Source organism: uncultured Paracoccus sp. (genome assembly GCF_947496875.1).
GTDB lineage: Bacteria > Pseudomonadota > Alphaproteobacteria > Rhodobacterales > Rhodobacteraceae > Paracoccus.
The window spans coordinates 24,995-39,192 of the sequence record NZ_CANMEH010000005.1 but is presented as its reverse complement, the minus strand read 5'-3'; the positions used below and the strand labels follow the sequence as shown (position 1 = coordinate 39,192).

14 protein-coding genes and 1 tRNA gene are annotated in these 14,198 nt (G+C 70.0%); 7 read left to right on the top strand and 8 right to left on the bottom strand.

Features of this window, described 5'->3' with window-relative positions; genetic code table 11:
• Window positions 1-103: 103 nt before the first annotated feature.
• The 5 genes from Q0938_RS08125 to tsaD are packed head-to-tail and all read right to left on the bottom strand — an operon-like array spanning window position 104 to window position 3,233.
• Entirely contained in the window at window positions 104-496 is a 393-nt protein-coding gene (locus tag Q0938_RS08125) for a DUF1761 domain-containing protein (RefSeq protein WP_299360855.1), read from the bottom strand.
• Window positions 497-500: 4 nt separating this feature from the next.
• Window positions 501-929, bottom strand: coding sequence for an EVE domain-containing protein (locus tag Q0938_RS08120; protein ID WP_299360853.1), 429 nt, complete (start codon window positions 927-929; stop codon window positions 501-503).
• On the bottom strand, window positions 926-1,213 hold the full coding sequence (locus tag Q0938_RS08115; RefSeq protein WP_299360852.1) for a YciI family protein: 288 nt from the start codon (window positions 1,211-1,213) through the stop codon (window positions 926-928). Before Q0938_RS08115 ends, Q0938_RS08120 begins: the two co-directional genes overlap by 4 nt.
• Entirely contained in the window at window positions 1,210-2,157 is a 948-nt protein-coding gene (locus tag Q0938_RS08110) for an NAD(P)H-dependent glycerol-3-phosphate dehydrogenase (protein ID WP_299360851.1), read from the bottom strand. Before Q0938_RS08110 ends, Q0938_RS08115 begins: the two co-directional genes overlap by 4 nt.
• Entirely contained in the window at window positions 2,154-3,233 is a 1,080-nt protein-coding gene (gene tsaD / locus Q0938_RS08105; RefSeq protein ID WP_299360849.1) for a tRNA (adenosine(37)-N6)-threonylcarbamoyltransferase complex transferase subunit TsaD, read from the bottom strand. Before tsaD ends, Q0938_RS08110 begins: the two co-directional genes overlap by 4 nt.
• Window positions 3,234-3,297: 64 nt before the next feature.
• On the opposite strand from tsaD, the gene Q0938_RS08100 reads away from it, so the two are divergent.
• The 4 genes from Q0938_RS08100 to Q0938_RS08085 all read left to right on the top strand — a co-directional run bounded on the left by Q0938_RS08100 (window position 3,298) and on the right by Q0938_RS08085 (window position 8,170).
• A complete protein-coding gene (locus Q0938_RS08100) occupies window positions 3,298-4,086 on the top strand; it encodes a uroporphyrinogen-III synthase (RefSeq protein WP_299360847.1) in 789 nt (262 codons plus the stop codon).
• Between the two features lie 107 nt (window positions 4,087-4,193).
• The gene (locus Q0938_RS08095) at window positions 4,194-6,101 is read left to right on the top strand and encodes a hypothetical protein (protein ID WP_299360845.1); all 1,908 of its coding nucleotides are present in this window, start codon (window positions 4,194-4,196) and stop codon (window positions 6,099-6,101) included.
• Window positions 6,102-6,114: 13 nt separating this feature from the next.
• Window positions 6,115-7,986, top strand: coding sequence for a heme biosynthesis HemY N-terminal domain-containing protein (locus Q0938_RS08090; protein WP_299360844.1), 1,872 nt, complete (start codon window positions 6,115-6,117; stop codon window positions 7,984-7,986).
• A gap of 108 nt (window positions 7,987-8,094) precedes the next feature.
• A tRNA-Thr gene (locus Q0938_RS08085) sits at window positions 8,095-8,170 on the top strand.
• Window positions 8,171-8,779: 609 nt separating this feature from the next.
• Here Q0938_RS08085 and Q0938_RS08080 read toward each other — a convergent pair.
• Window positions 8,780-9,160, bottom strand: a complete 381-nt coding sequence (locus tag Q0938_RS08080) for a cytochrome c (RefSeq protein ID WP_299361156.1) — start codon at window positions 9,158-9,160, stop codon at window positions 8,780-8,782.
• A gap of 176 nt (window positions 9,161-9,336) precedes the next feature.
• Here Q0938_RS08080 and Q0938_RS08075 point away from each other — a divergent pair, with 176 nt between their 5' ends.
• The 3 genes from Q0938_RS08075 to Q0938_RS08065 all read left to right on the top strand — a co-directional run bounded on the left by Q0938_RS08075 (window position 9,337) and on the right by Q0938_RS08065 (window position 12,846).
• On the top strand, window positions 9,337-9,717 hold the full coding sequence (locus tag Q0938_RS08075; protein ID WP_299360842.1) for a hypothetical protein: 381 nt from the start codon (window positions 9,337-9,339) through the stop codon (window positions 9,715-9,717).
• 142 nt (window positions 9,718-9,859) lie between these two features.
• Window positions 9,860-12,238 (top strand): heavy metal translocating P-type ATPase, encoded by a 2,379-nt coding sequence (locus Q0938_RS08070; RefSeq protein ID WP_299360840.1) that lies wholly within the window; start codon window positions 9,860-9,862, stop codon window positions 12,236-12,238.
• A 122-nt stretch (window positions 12,239-12,360) separates the two neighbouring features.
• Complete coding sequence (locus Q0938_RS08065) at window positions 12,361-12,846, top strand: DUF411 domain-containing protein (protein WP_299360839.1); 486 nt, start codon at window positions 12,361-12,363, stop codon at window positions 12,844-12,846.
• A gap of 254 nt (window positions 12,847-13,100) precedes the next feature.
• On the opposite strand, the gene Q0938_RS08060 is transcribed toward Q0938_RS08065, so the two are convergent.
• Together Q0938_RS08060 and Q0938_RS08055 are read right to left on the bottom strand one after the other, a co-directional pair.
• Window positions 13,101-13,556, bottom strand: a complete 456-nt coding sequence (locus Q0938_RS08060; RefSeq protein WP_299360837.1) for a hypothetical protein — start codon at window positions 13,554-13,556, stop codon at window positions 13,101-13,103.
• Window positions 13,557-13,645: 89 nt separating this feature from the next.
• On the bottom strand, window positions 13,646-14,134 hold the full coding sequence (locus tag Q0938_RS08055; protein WP_299360835.1) for a hypothetical protein: 489 nt from the start codon (window positions 14,132-14,134) through the stop codon (window positions 13,646-13,648).
• Window positions 14,135-14,198: the final 64 nt, after the last annotated feature.

Sequence of the window (14,198 nt, the reverse complement as noted above, 5' to 3'; positions counted from 1 at the left end):
CGAACGGACAGGCGCGGAAGCCGAGCCGCGCACGCGCGTCCGCCGCCGAACACCGTCGTTCAGCTGTGCGGGGCAGCAGCGGAGGGCGCCGGTGCCGGGGTGATCAGACGCCGCCCATGATGGCGCCCAGAAGGGCGCAGGCCATGACGGCATAGGCCATGTCCACCAGCGTCATGATCAACGGCCGGGTGGAATAGGTGTTCTCGATCACGAACCAGGGCGCCACCATGAACGCGCCCAGCCCGGCCCCCCAGGCGATGCCCGCCAGCAGCCCGTCGATGCCGGCGCGGACGAACAGGATGCGCATCATGGCGGCCACCGCTACCAGCGCGATGCCGGCCTGAAGATATGGCACCACCGATCTGGACTGCGGGTGGCCGATGTTGCGGACCTGCAGGGCCGAGGCATCGGCGTAGACATTGTCGGTCAGCCGATACCAGATCGCCCCGACGACCCAGGCGAGCACCGCCGCCATGATCACGATCAGCAGTTCCATTCCTTCACTCCCCTTCGGCGGCCTGCCCGGCCAGATCGACGATCATGTCCCATTCCGACGCGCTCACCGGCTGCACCGACAGGCGCGAATTGCGGACCAGCACCATGTCGGCGAAACGCGCATCGGCCTTGATCTCGGCCAGGGTGACCGGCCGCGGCAGTGGTTCCACGGCGCGCACGTCCACGCATTCCCATTTCGGATCTTCGGCTGTCGAGTCCGGATGTGCCTCGGCGATCACCTCGACGATGCCGACCACCGCCTTGCCGGTGTTCGAATGATAGAAGAAGCCCCGGTCGCCGCGCTTCATCTCGCGCATGATGTTGCGCGCCTGGACCGAGCGGACGCCGTCCCACTCCTCGCCCGCCTTCCCCTTGGCGACCAGGTCGTCCCAGCCGAACACGTCGGGTTCCGACTTGAACAGCCAGCGGTTCACCCGATCACCTTCTTCCACTCGATCACGTCGACCGAGGCGAACAGTCCGGCCGCCTTGTAGGGGTCCTCTGCAGCCCAGGCCACGGCATCGGACAGGCGGGCCGCCTCGATGACGATCAGCGAGCCGCGCATCTCGCCCGCCTCGATCAGCGGGCCGGCCATGCGGACCGTTGCCGTCCCGGGCTGATCGGACTGCAGCCAGGCCAGATGGGACTCTCGTGTATCCATGCGGATCTGCAGGCTGCCGGGTCGGTCCCGGCAGATCACGGCAAACAGGGGCATCATTCCTCCTTCAACGGTCTGGCGAGCAGCCGGTCCATGGCGTGTCTCACGTCGATCCGGCCCTCGGCAAGCCCGGCGATCAGCGTCGAAATCGGCATGTCCACCTGCATGCGGGGAGCGAGCGCTGCAACGGCGCGGGCCGTCGCCGCGCCCTCGACCGTCACGCCGGGATCGAAGGGCTGTCCCCGGCCCAGCGCGACGCCGAACCGGAAATTGCGCGACTGTTCCGACGTGGCGGTCAGGATCAGGTCACCCAGACCGGACAGTCCCGTCAGGGTGTCCGGCTGTGCGCCCAGCGCCGCCGCAAGCCGGGTCATCTCGGCGAATCCCCGGGTCACGATCGCCGCCCGCGCGCTGTCGCCCAGACCCGCGCCGATCGCCGCGCCCGCGGCAATCGCGACGACATTCTTCAGCGCGCCGCCCAGTTCGGCCCCGGCCACGTCGGTCGACCGGTAAAGCCGCAGCGTCGGGGTGGACAGCTGGTGCTGCAATTCCTCGCCGGCTTCGGAATCGGCGCAGGCCAGGGTCAGGGCGGTCGGCAGGCCCGCGGCGATGTCGGCGGCAAAGCTGGGTCCGGTCAGCACCGCGGGCACCGCCTGGGGACAGGCGGCGGCGATCAGCCGAGCAGGCGACTGTCCGGTCGAGAGGTCGATGCCCTTGGCACAGCTGACGAGCCTGCGGCCATCCAGCGCATCCGCATGATCGCGCAGGAATGCCCCGATCGCCTGGGCCGGGATCGCCAGCAGGATGGTTGACGCCCGCGTCGCGCCATCCAGCCGATCCGTCAGGATGACGGCATCGGGCAGGGTCACACCGGGCAGGCGCGCGACCTGCCGATCGCGGCCCAGATTGCGCCCCCAAAGCGTCACCGGGGCCTTCACTGCAAGCGCAACCGCCAAGGCAGCACCAAAGGCCCCTGCCCCGAGTATGGAGATATGCGATGTCATGCCTTTGCCCCGCGTTTTCCCGTCCCCAGCATCGGCGCGGCGCCCTGATCCAGCGGCCAGCGCGGCCGGGCCGCCAGATCCATCCCGTCGCGCTGGCCCAGCCGGAATCGCTCGATCCCCGCCCAGGCGATTATCGCCCCGTTATCCGTGCAGAGCGCGAGCGGCGGGGCCAGGAAACGGACGCCTGCCGTGTCGGCCTGCGCCGCCAGGGCCGCGCGGATCGTGGCGTTCGCCGCCACCCCGCCGGCGACCGTCAGCAGCGGTACCGGCGCGGCTTCCAGCGCCCGGCGAGTCTTTTCGGCCAGCACCTCGGCCACGGCCGCCTGGAATGATGCGCAGATGTCGGCGCGATCAGCGCGGGTCAGCCCCCCCGCGCGTACCACAGCCGTGTCGCGGGCCCGCAGCACCGCCGTCTTCAGCCCCGAGAAGCTCAGGTCGCACCCCGCCCTGTCCAGCAGGGGACGCGGCAGGGGAACGCGGGTCGGATCGCCATGTGCCGCCTCGGCCTCGACCGCGGGACCGCCGGGCTGGCCGAGACCCAGAAGCTTGGCGACTTTGTCGAACGCCTCGCCAGGCGCGTCGTCGATTGTGCCGCCCAGCCGGGTAAACGCGTCCGGACCCTGGACCAGCAGGAACTGGCAGTGCCCGCCCGACACGAGCAGCATTAGATAGGGAAACGCCACCGCGTCGGTCAGCCGCGGGGTCAGCGCGTGGCCGGCGAGGTGGTTCACGCCGACCAGCGGCAGGCCGGTTCCGGCCGCCAGCCCCTTGGCCAGCATCACGCCGGCCATGACCCCGCCGATCAGCCCGGGCCCGGCAGTCACGGCGATGCCGTCGAGGTCGCGCAACCCGACGTCCGCGTCGGTCAGCGCCGCTTCGACGCAGTGGTCGAGCGTTTCGGCATGGGCGCGTGCCGCGATCTCCGGCACGATCCCGCCGAACGCCGCGTGCAGCCCCGTCTGGCCGGCCACGACGGATGACAGGATGCGGGGCACACCGCCCGCGACGGCCGTCCGCACGACGGCCGCGGCGCTGTCGTCGCAGCTGCTCTCGATGCCCAGAAAGGTCAGCGTCATGCTTGTGCCGTCACGGGAAGGGGCCTACGCAGGTGCCGGTTATCATTGCAGGGTCCCACGCACCATGCCCCATGCCGTGTTCCGCGCCTCGCAGCCCGCCGCTAGCCCCGACGGGTCCGCCCCCAGCGGCCCGGTCGTGCTGGTGACCCGCCCCGAGCCCGGCGCCAGCCGCTTTGCCGAGGTTTTGAAGGCGCAGGGCCTGCGGGTTCATGTGGCGCCCCTGATGCGGATCGTCCGGGTGAACCACGACCCGGCGGCCCTGCGCGCGGCGCGGGGGCTGATCTTTACCTCGGCCCATGCGGTGCCTGCGGCGGGTCCCGGGCAGGGACGACCGGCGATCTGCGTCGGGCCGGCCACCGCGGATGCCGCCCGCGCCGCGGGGTTCGCCGTGACCGTGGGTCCGGGTGACGCCGCGGGCCTGATGCCGATGCTGGGCGATCTGGGCGATGGCTGGTTGCACCCGCACGGCCGGCACGTCGCCGCCGAGATGCCGGTGCCCGGCATGGTCGTTTATGATCAGCAACCGCTGGACCTGCCCGCTGACGCGACGCGCCTGTTGACCACTAGTGCAGCCGTGATCCTGCCGGTGTTCTCGCCCCGCTCCGCCCGACTGGCCGCGGCGGCGGTGGCGCGCTCCCTGGCTGCGGCCGGCGACCACTACCCCGCGGGTCACACGCCGCTGGCGGTCGCGGCGATCAGCCGCGCCGCCGCGGACGCATGGACGCCGCCCCCGCGCCTGCTGGAGATCGCGCCCACCCCCGACAGTGCCGGAATGATCCGTGCCATCGGATCGCTGCTGGCGCGGAAACTTCCAGCGTCGCGGCGGGTTGAGCCGCCGCGCTGCCCGGCATAGGCTGCACTGATCGGCTGCGGCCGGTGCAGGCGTGTGCCCGCGACACCGCCCTTTCCGGACCGGCACCGTTGCCGGGCTGCCACCTGTAGAAGCCTGGGACGACCACGATGAGCTCTGACAAAGACCCCACCGGTGCCGACGATCCGAACCTGGCAGGCGACCGCCGCGAACCGGCCAAGCGGCCGGTTCTGGAGGTGCGCGACGCCGAGCGGATCGATGCGGAACCGGGCGCGGCCGAACCCAGCCCGATGATCGAGTCGACTCTCGTGGGCGAGGGGAATGGCCTGCCGCCGGCGGAGCGAAAGTCTACGGACCATGGGGGGGACGCGGAGGAAGCGTTGGCCAGACCCACCGACGCAGAGCCCGTCGACGAAGCGCCACAGGACGAACCGCCTCACGACGGTGACCCGTTGATCGGGGCGAGGCCTGGCGCCGAAGCCGAAGGTGGCAGCACAGATGGCGTCCCAACGGACGACGCCGGCCCGGGATCCGCGCGCCCCGACACCCTCGGGGCGGCAGTATCAAGAGCCGCGGCCGCACCGGTCGCATCCGGAATGCCCCGCGTCGATCGTCCCGCGGCGGGCACACAGGCGGGGGAATCCGAGCCGGTGCCCGATCTCAACTCGCCGCCCGTGCCGGCCGCCGCCCCACCCCGCAGGGGCGGTGCCGGATCGATGGTGCTGGGCGGGGCCATCGCCGCGGCGCTTGGCGCAGGGGCCGCATGGATGTTCATTCCGCAACCGCCACCCGATCCGCCCGCCCCGATGGCCGAACCGGTCGACATGGCCGCGCTGACCAGCCAGGTGCAGACCGAATCGCAAGCCGCCGTCGACGCCGCGGCCGCCCGGCTGCGGGACGAGGCCGTGGCGGCCGCGACCGAGGCGGCGCGCGCCGAACTGGCCGCGCAGGCAGAGGCGATCGAGGCCCGCAGCACCGAGGCTGCTGCCGCCAGCGCCCGGTCGGCCGCCGAAGCCGCCGTGCAGTCCGCTGCCGCCCAGGCCGCTGCGCCGCAACTGGATGAAGCGGCCCTGCGCTCCCTGACCGAGCAGGCCGCCACTGCCGGCGCGGACGCGGCCCGCAAGATCATTGCCGAGTCGCCAGCTTCGGATACACCTGCGGACCTGAACGCCACGCTGTCGGCCCAGGCCGAACAGCTGACGGCGCTGGACGACGCGATTGTCGCATTGCGCGATGCAATCCCCCAGGATCTGGCCGGCCGCCTGGACCAGATTCCTGCCGACCTGCCGGCACGACTGGAAGAACAGCAGGCGATGTTGGCCGAACTGGGCGATCGCCCGGTCCTCGACCAGGCGCAGATCGACAACCTGCAGCAGATCGCCGACAGCGTTGCGGAAACCCGGACCGCACTGGAGTCGATCCGCGAGGAAGCTCGGCAGGAACTCGCCCGGGTCCGGGACGAGGCCGCCGACCTGCAGACCGCCGCCGCCGAGGCGGCCCGCCGCGCCCGCACGGCCGCCGCCGCGGCAACATTGTCGTCCTCGCTGACCCGCTCGGACGGCGGCGACCGTCAGGCCGCGCTGGCGCAGCTGCAGGAGGCGGGCGTCGAGGTGCCCCCGGCGCTGACCGCCGAGGTGGTACCCCTGGAGCAGCTGCAGGCCGAATACGATAACGCGGCCCGTGCCGGGCTCCAGGCGGCCCTGCGCGCGGACCCGGGCAGCGGCGGCAGCACGATCGGCAACTTCCTGCGGGCCCAGACCGGCGCGCGGTCCGTCACGCCGCGCGAAGGGTCCGACCCCGACGCGATCCTGTCGCGGGCCGGCGACGCCGTCGCGCGCGGCGACATCAACGCGGCGCTGACCGAAATCGCCCGTTTGCCTGCACCTGCACAGGAGGCGATGGCCGCCTGGGTCGCCAAGGCCAACGCCTGGGTCGCCGCCAGCAGCGCCGTGGCCGACCTGACCGCCCCGGCCGGTCCCGACGACACGGCGGCCGCATCCGCATCCCCTGGCCGCTCTGCCGATACCGCGGCAGCCCCGGCGCAACCGTCGAACTGAGGAACATCCGCACATGCTGCTTTCGCTTCTGAAGATCCTGTTCTTCTTCGGCATCGTGCTGGCGGCCACGCTGGGCGCGGTGCATCTGGCGGAAACGGGCAAGGTGCTGCGCATCGTGTTCGACGGCGTCGAATACTCGCTGCAGCCGCTGCAGGCGCTGGCGCTGGTCGCTCTGCTGGTGATCGCGGGCTGGCTGATCGTGCAGCTGCTGCGCTTCGCCGTGGCGTTCATGCGGTTTCTCGCAGGGGATGAAACGGCGATCGACCGCTATTTCTGGCGGATCCGTGAACGCAAGGGGTACCAGGCGCTGGCGGACGGGATGCTGGCCGTGGCGTCGGGTGAAGGCCGGCTGGCCCAGGACAAGGCCGCGCGTGCGGCAAAGTTCCTGAACCAGCCCCATGTCACCAACCTGCTGGCCGCACAGGCCGCCGAAGTCGCGCATGAGCCGCAGCAGGCCGAGCGTGTCTATCGCGACATGCTGGCCGACAGCCGCACCCGCTTCGTCGGGGTGCGGGGGCTGATGAACCAGCGTCTGCAGGCCGGCGACACCACGACCGCCCTGCAGCTGGCGCAAAAGGCCTACGCGCTGAAACCCTCGCATGTCGACCTGCAGGACACGCTGCTGGCGCTGCAGACACGGGAACACGACTGGAAGGGCGCGCGGTCGGTTCTGAAGGACAAGCGCCGTCAGGGTGCGTTGCCCAAGGACGTGCATCTGCGCCGGGATGCCGTGCTGGCCCTGCAGGAAGCGCGGGAAGTGCTGGCGCATGGCAATTCCATCAGCGCCCGCGAGGCGGCGATCAGCGCCAATCGCGCGTCGCCCGATCTGGTCCCGGCGGCGGTGCTGGCGTCGCGCAGCTATCTGGCCCAGAAGAACACCCGCCATGCCAGCCGGGTGCTGGAAAAGGCATGGGGGGCACAGCCCCACCCCGCGCTTGCCGCGGCCTATGCCGAGATTGTCCCGGACGAGACCCCGGCCCAGCGGCTGCGCCGCTTCGACGCACTGATCAGGCAGTCGCCGACGCACGAGGAAACCCGCCTGCTGCAGGCCGAACTGATGCTGGCGGCCGAGGATTTCCCGGGCGCACGCCGCGCGCTGGGGGACATCGCCGAAAAGCATCCCACGGTTCGCTCGCTGTCGATCATGGCCGCGGTCGAGCGGGGCGAAGGCGCGGACGACAGCGTCGTGCGCGGCTGGCTCGCCCGCGCCCTGACCGCCAGCCGCGGTCCGCAATGGGTCTGCGACAAGTGCCACAACATCATGGCGGACTGGTCTCCGGTCTGTGACAGCTGCGGCGGGTTCGACACGCTCAGCTGGCGCGAACCGCCGTCGGATATCCGGATGGCCTCGGCCGGCAACAGCGTCACGATGCTGCCGCTGATCATCGGCCGGCCCACCGGATCGGAAGACCATGTCGACCGGACGTTCCACGAAGCCGACGCCTATGCGGAAGGCAGCGACAGCGCCGCCCGCCATCTGCCCGATCCGGGCCGCATGGGACCGGGCAAGCCGCAGCCGGGCGAGGTGGATCATCGGCCGCCGGTCGAGCCAGCGGCCGACCGTCGCCCCGCAATCCGCGAGGTGGCCCAGGTGGCGCCGGGGATGGTCCCCCGCGAATCCGACTATGCCCCGCCGTCGGCGACGATCACAGATCCCGAAATCGTGCTGCCGCCCGCGGCCCCGCCGCCCGGCAACGGACAGGATCCGTCACCGGACGTCCAGCTGAACGGGCATCCTGTGGGCCAGCCTCCGAAGGCGGCGGATGCAGAGGCCGAAGTGGCCGGCGGCACCGCAGGTGACTCGCGTCAGATCGACCTGGGCGACCCGCCCGTGCGCCCGGACGTTGAACCCGGCGACGATACGGTCCACACGAGCCGCCGGTGATCGTCGCGGAAACGGCTGCAGCGTGGCCCAGAACTGCGCGCCCACAACGCGCCGCCCCGGCGCTTCGGCCTTGCGCGTCCGCAGCTCAACGTCTAAACGGGTATCGCAGCCGCATTAGCACAGCTGGTAGTGCACCTCATTCGTAATGAGGGGGTCGGGGGTTCGAGTCCCTCATGCGGCACCATTTCCAGGACCTCGTCTTTTCGTTACAACCGATTGGGACGGCCGTATGAATTCCGGCACAACGCACGTCGACTTTTCGGTGGCAGCTTGCCGGCTCCGCAAGGAGATGCACAACCGTAAGAAATCGGTTGTACCCTGGTCTGAATATGTCGGTTCCGCGAGCGTTTATCGTCGTGACCCGCGGTGGGGTTCGCGTTGCTCGTTAACAAGCCTCCCACTGGCGCCTGGGCGTAGTCTAACCGCCGACGCAGATGGCTAGGAGGCGCCGCCGAGCGCCCGTCGTCGCCTCGCGGTCGTTTCGGGCAACGGAATGGAGTCGGCCGCTACTACGCGTGGGACGCCGCTCCAACGATAGCCGGTTTATGTGAAGACAAAACCTCAGCGGCTCGGGCGGCGGATACGACCGGCGAAACGGCGGAAGATATCAGGTACAGACAATCTCCACCACGGGGCAGCAGGGCGTTGTGATCTCGGCGGCCGGCGTCCGGCCTCGTCTCGACGCGGCGGCTTGTCCCCGCAGTTCCCGCACTACCATCTCACCTTGGACTTGTTCTCCACCCGATCTGCGAAAGGGCCACGCGCGAGCGGCAGGCGAGGATCAACCGAATAGTCAGCTCGCCCCGGACACGCGCTCCTGATAGCTGCGCTCGCGCTCTGGCCATGTGGTCCTGATATACGCGAGCACGGCGCGAATTTCCGTGTCGCTTAGAACGTCCCCGAACCCGGGCATGTCGCTCTGATAGGCGCTGCCGACAATAGCGGCGGTACCCTCCTTGACGATCCGGAACAGGACGTCGTCGGGATGGTGCCAGGTATGCCCGCTGGCGTCGTGCGGGGGCGCCGGCAGACGGCCGGAGGGAAGGGGCGTTTTCCAGTCGGGCTGCCCCTCGAGTTCGGCACCGTGACACGCCGCGCACCGTTCGGCATAGATCTGCCGGCCCAGTTCGATGACGTCTGCAGAGGCCGAGGCGGTGTCTGCCGCTCCAGAGATGCGCCACCCCGCAAGCACCAGCAGGGTCACGCCCCCAAGAAGCGATCCGATCACGACAGGATTGGTCAGGACTGGTTTCAAGAGGCGGATCCCCGTCGGCAAATCAGCGTCGATGATCAATCATGCCGCAAAGGGGGTCTGCGTGAGCCACGAGCTGTGTGGCAATGGACAATCTCGTGAGCAGCGCTTATTGTGCCGGCATGTTCGCCCGCGTCGTCACGATGCTTGCCATGTCCGCGATCGCCGTCACGACCGCGGTGACCTTCGCGCATGCGGCGGGCCTGAGCGCCGCACCCGATCACGCGATCCATGCCAGCGAGATGATCCAGGTCACGGACGGTGACCAGCATGCCTGTGAGGACGTCGCACCCTGCGCGCAGGTCGACACCGGCGCATGCGAGTTCGTCTGTGCGGGGTTCGCGCTGTTTTCGCCCGCGTCTGATAGCGGAGCGGTACGGAACGCCGGTCTTGCCGGCCACGACCTGCCTCGCGGGACAGTTCGTGCGAGCCGCACGGCCGAACTGAACGAACGCCCTCCCAAGCTCCGTCTTCTCTGATCCGCCATGCGCTGTCGCGGCGCATGCAGCAATATGGTCCTCTCCGACGCAGGTTCGCGGGTCGATCTCCGTGCGTTACGACGACGGAGGAGAGGGTACGAGCGATCGCATGTTCAGGACAGGACGCCGAGGAGGCGGAGGGATGACCAGGACAACCGAGCACAATCACCAGCACCACGGCCAGGATCGGGCACCTGACCCCGCGAGCGGCGCAGCCGCGAAGGACAACCGTCGTGTCCGGGACCCGGTCTGCGGCATGCTGGTCGATCCGCACACGACCCCGCACAAGGCCGAGCATGCTGGCCACCCGTATCATTTCTGCTCGGCAGGGTGCCGCGCGAAGTTCGTGGCCGAGCCGGTGCGTTACCTCGATCCGGCGGCGACGACGGCGGCGGAGCCGGTGCCTGCGGGAACGATCTATACCTGTCCGATGCACCCGCAGATCCGGCAGGTCGGCCCGGGCTCCTGCCCGATCTGCGGAATGGCGCTGGAGCCTGTCGTGGTCAGCCTGGAGGCAGAGCCCAATCCCGAACTGATCGACATGCGCCGCCGGTTCCGGATCGGACTGCTGCTGGCGATCCCCGTCGTCGTGCTGGAGATGGGCGGGCATTTCCTGGGCCTGGACCACTACGTCGGCCAGCGGACATCGAACTGGCTGCAACTGCTCCTCGCCACGCCGGTGGTTCTCTGGGCGGGCTGGCCGTTCTTCCAGCGGGGCTGGCAATCCCTCGTCACGCGCAACCTCAACATGTTCACCCTCATCGCCATGGGCACCGGGGCGGCGTGGATCTACAGCGTCATTGCCACAGTCGCGCCCGGCATCTTCCCGGACGCGTTTCGACAGCACGACGGCTCGGTCGCGGTCTATTTCGAAGCCGCGGCCGTCATCACCGTGCTTGTGCTGCTGGGTCAGGTGCTGGAACTGCGGGCGCGAGAGAGCACCAGCGGCGCGATCCGCGCGCTGCTCGACCTGGCGCCCAAGACCGCGCGGCGCATCGGCGCGGATGGCGCCGAGGAGGAGGTCCCGCTGGACACGGTCCAGGTTGGTGACCGGCTGCGGGTCCGGCCCGGCGAGAAGCTGCCCGTGGATGGCACGGTGCTGGACGGTCGCAGCGCCGTCGACGAGTCGATGGTGACGGGCGAGTCGATGCCGGTGACGAAAGAGGTCGGGGCGACCACGATCGGCGGGACCCTGAACCAGTCCGGCGCCCTGGTGATCGAGGCGCGGCGGGTCGGACGCGACACGATGCTGTCGCAGATCGTGCAACTGGTCGCCGAGGCGCAGCGTTCGCGTGCACCGATCCAGCGGCTGGCCGACCAGGTCTCCGGCTGGTTCGTCCCGACGGTGATCGCCGTGGCCGTCCTGGCCTTTGTCGCCTGGGCGATCTGGGGTCCCGAGCCGCGCTTCTCCTTCGGGCTGGTCGCGGCGGTGTCGGTCCTGATCATCGCCTGTCCCTGCGCACTCGGGCTGGCGACGCCGATGTCGATCATGGTCGGGGTCGGGCGTGGCGCGCAGGCCGGTGTCCTCATCCGCAACGCCGAGGCGCTGGAGCGCATGGAGAAGGTCGACACGATCGTGGTCGACAAGACCGGGACCCTGACAGAGGGAAGGCCCGCGGTAACCACTATCGTTCCCGCACCGGGCTTTGCCGAGGCAGAGGCCCTGCGCCTCGCAGCGAGCGTCGAGCGTGCGAGCGAGCACCCGCTGGCGGTGGCCATCGTCCGCGCGGCCGAAGGGCGAGAGATCGCGCTTGCGCCGGTCACGGAGTTCGACTCCCCGACCGGAAAGGGCGCGCTGGGAACCGTCGACGGGCGCAACATCGCGCTCGGCAACGCCAGGTTCCTGGCCGACCAAGGCGTCGATGTGGCGCCGCTGGCCGCGCGGGCCGACGAGCTGCGCGAGAACGAGGCGACAGCGATCTTCATGGGCGTGGACGGGCAGCCAGCGGCGATCTTCGCCATCGCCGATCCGGTCAAGCCGTCCACGCCCGAGGCGCTTGCCGCGCTGAAGGCGCAGGGCATCCGCGTGGTGATGCTTACCGGCGACAACTGGACGACGGCGCGGGCAGTCGCGCGCCAGCTCGGCATCGACGAGGTCGAGGCCGAGGTCCTGCCCGATCAGAAGAGCGCGGTCGTGCAGCGGCACAAGGCCGCGGGCGAAATCGTCGCGATGGCCGGCGACGGCGTCAACGATGCGCCGGCGCTCGCTGCTGCCGACGTCGGCATCGCCATGGGGACCGGCACCGATGTGGCCATGGAGAGCGCGGGCGTCACGCTGCTGAGGGGCGATCTGAACGGCATCGTCCGGGCGCGGCGGCTGTCACAGGCGGTGATGCGCAACATCCGCCAGAACCTGTTCTTCGCCTTTGTCTACAATGCACTCGGCGTGCCGGTCGCGGCGGGGGTGCTGTACCCGTTCTTCGGCATTCTGCTGTCGCCGATCATCGCGGCGGCCGCCATGGCGCTCTCTTCCGTCAGCGTGATCGCGAACGCCGCGCGCCTGCGCTCGGTTGAGCTGTGACGATGGGGGACGCATGTATCCCGCGAGATCACGCTGCGGCGACCGGGCGTCGGCTCATCCCGTCCTGCATCGCCCGGGATCCCGGCGACGAGATTATCCAACCCACGGAAAGAGGTCCAAGAATGCGAAACGATCACTTCATCAGCCGGCGCGCCCTTCTCGCCGCTGCCGGTGCCCTTCCCCTGCTGATGTCCATTCCGACAAGGGCGCGTGCCGAGGCGCTGCCGTTGGTGACGGTCACCAAGGATCCGTCCTGCGGCTGCTGCGGCGGCTGGATCGAGCACATCAAGGCGGCCGGGTTCCCGGTCCATGTCGTGGAATCGTCCGATGTGGACGCGCTGAAACAGCGGCTCGGCGTGCCGGCCGAACTGACCTCCTGCCATACCGCCGAGGTGGACGGTTACGTGGTGGAGGGCCATGTCCCCGCCACTGCGATCCGCCGCCTTCTGACCGAGCGGCCCGTCGGGACAGGACTTGCCGTGCCAGGAATGCCCGCCGGCTCGCCCGGCATGGACTTCCCCGGTGTCGATCCCGAGGTCTACGAGGTGGTCCTGTTCGGCGCGACCATGCAGAGCTTCGGGCAATTTCTCGGGTCCCGGGAAATCTGAGGCGGGCGGTTGCCCGTGATCGGCCGCCTCTCCCCAGCCGTGCGACGGGGCGGTGGGCCCTCCCGCCCTTGCGCGTCGAGGTGGGAGAGGTCAGCGGCGGCTCGGCGCGCTGCATGTCCGCTCCAAGGCTCGCGTTCGGAAAAAAAACTGCGGGAATCGCTCAGCCGCAGCCGCCCGCGAGAATTAGGCGCGCCGCCAACGCGGCGCGCTGCCATCTCGATTCTGCCGGGGCGGCCGGCGACGTCAGGCGCGGCTCAGTTGCCGGAGCCGCCTGCCCCCTGCCCCCCGCCAGCGCCGCCAGCGCCGGATCCGCCGCCCTGGCCTGAATCGCCGCCCTGACCGGCGTCGCCGCTACCTTGGGCGCCGCCCTGGCCGGCACCGGGGGCCTGGCCACCGGCCGGTGCCTCGATGTTCTGCAGCAACGCGCCGACGCGCTCGCGCATCATGTTGCGATGCTCTTCCATGATCTGGTTGCGCTCCTGCGCGTCGGGCGCGGCTTCCAACTGCCTGAACAGCTCCTCATGCTCTTCGGGCAGCATGACGTCATAGCCATAGATGCAGTCGCGGTCGCGGTCCCGCAGCCGGTCGAGATCCGCGTCCTCAAGACAGTCGCGATCGCGGTCCCGGTCCTGATCCCTGTCCTGCGCTGTTGCCGGGACGGCGGCAAGCATCGCTACCGTCACCAATGCCACAAGGCTTCTGGTCTTCATCGGCTTCTCCTAAAGCGCGCATGACTTGTGCCTTCCACAGCCGCTTCCAGCCGAGAAGGCGGGCACCGGCGCGCCGGCGGTGCCGCTTTTCAGTTGCCGTGGCCGCGAAACACCCGGTCCTCGATGGACGCGCTGTGCCGGCCGCTCAGGATCGAGTCCCCGGCCCGGCCGCCCATGTAGCGTGGGCCGCGAGCACCGCTCGCGTGATCCTCCCCGTCAGCGTGGGTCTCGTCAAGGCCAGCATCGCCGTGGTCGGGCGCCTCACCCGCCGTGCGCCCGCCCATCCATCGCGGTCCACGCGAACCGTCATCGTGGGTGCCGCCATCGTCACCGCCGTCGGCGTGATCGCTGTCGTCGTGATCGTCGCGCTCGCCCGGGTCGCGTCCGCCCTGCCATTTCGGACCCCGGCCCCGGCCGCCCTCGTCATCGGCGTGATCATCGCCGGGCTGCACATGGTCGGATTCCTCGTGCCCGGTGGCCGTCGTGTCGGTGTGCCCGCCTCCATGCTCCTGTGCGCCGGACGTCACCGACCCGGCGGCCAGAAACACCGCCGCGATGGCGGCACGGGCGATGGACACAGATGCTCGTCTCTGCAGTAGGTCGCTGCTGTCAGTCATGAGGCTCTCCAGCCGAAGGAAGCGG

What these genes read in the sequence shown, in the direction of transcription:
- Q0938_RS08070 (WP_299360840.1), top strand. Translation starts at nt 9,860, where the DNA reads ATGACCAGGACAACCGAGCACAATCACCAGCACCACGGCCAGGATCGG.
- Q0938_RS08100 (WP_299360847.1), top strand. Translation starts at nt 3,298, where the DNA reads ATGCCCCATGCCGTGTTCCGCGCCTCGCAGCCCGCCGCTAGCCCCGAC.
- Q0938_RS08090 (WP_299360844.1), top strand. Translation starts at nt 6,115, where the DNA reads ATGCTGCTTTCGCTTCTGAAGATCCTGTTCTTCTTCGGCATCGTGCTG.
- Q0938_RS08065 (WP_299360839.1), top strand. Translation starts at nt 12,361, where the DNA reads ATGCGAAACGATCACTTCATCAGCCGGCGCGCCCTTCTCGCCGCTGCC.
- Q0938_RS08115 (WP_299360852.1), bottom strand. Translation starts at nt 1,213, where the DNA reads ATGATGCCCCTGTTTGCCGTGATCTGCCGGGACCGACCCGGCAGCCTG.
- Q0938_RS08095 (WP_299360845.1), top strand. Translation starts at nt 4,194, where the DNA reads ATGAGCTCTGACAAAGACCCCACCGGTGCCGACGATCCGAACCTGGCA.
- Q0938_RS08060 (WP_299360837.1), bottom strand. Translation starts at nt 13,556, where the DNA reads ATGAAGACCAGAAGCCTTGTGGCATTGGTGACGGTAGCGATGCTTGCC.
- tsaD (WP_299360849.1), bottom strand. Translation starts at nt 3,233, where the DNA reads ATGACGCTGACCTTTCTGGGCATCGAGAGCAGCTGCGACGACAGCGCC.
- Q0938_RS08125 (WP_299360855.1), bottom strand. Translation starts at nt 496, where the DNA reads ATGGAACTGCTGATCGTGATCATGGCGGCGGTGCTCGCCTGGGTCGTC.
- Q0938_RS08110 (WP_299360851.1), bottom strand. Translation starts at nt 2,157, where the DNA reads ATGACATCGCATATCTCCATACTCGGGGCAGGGGCCTTTGGTGCTGCC.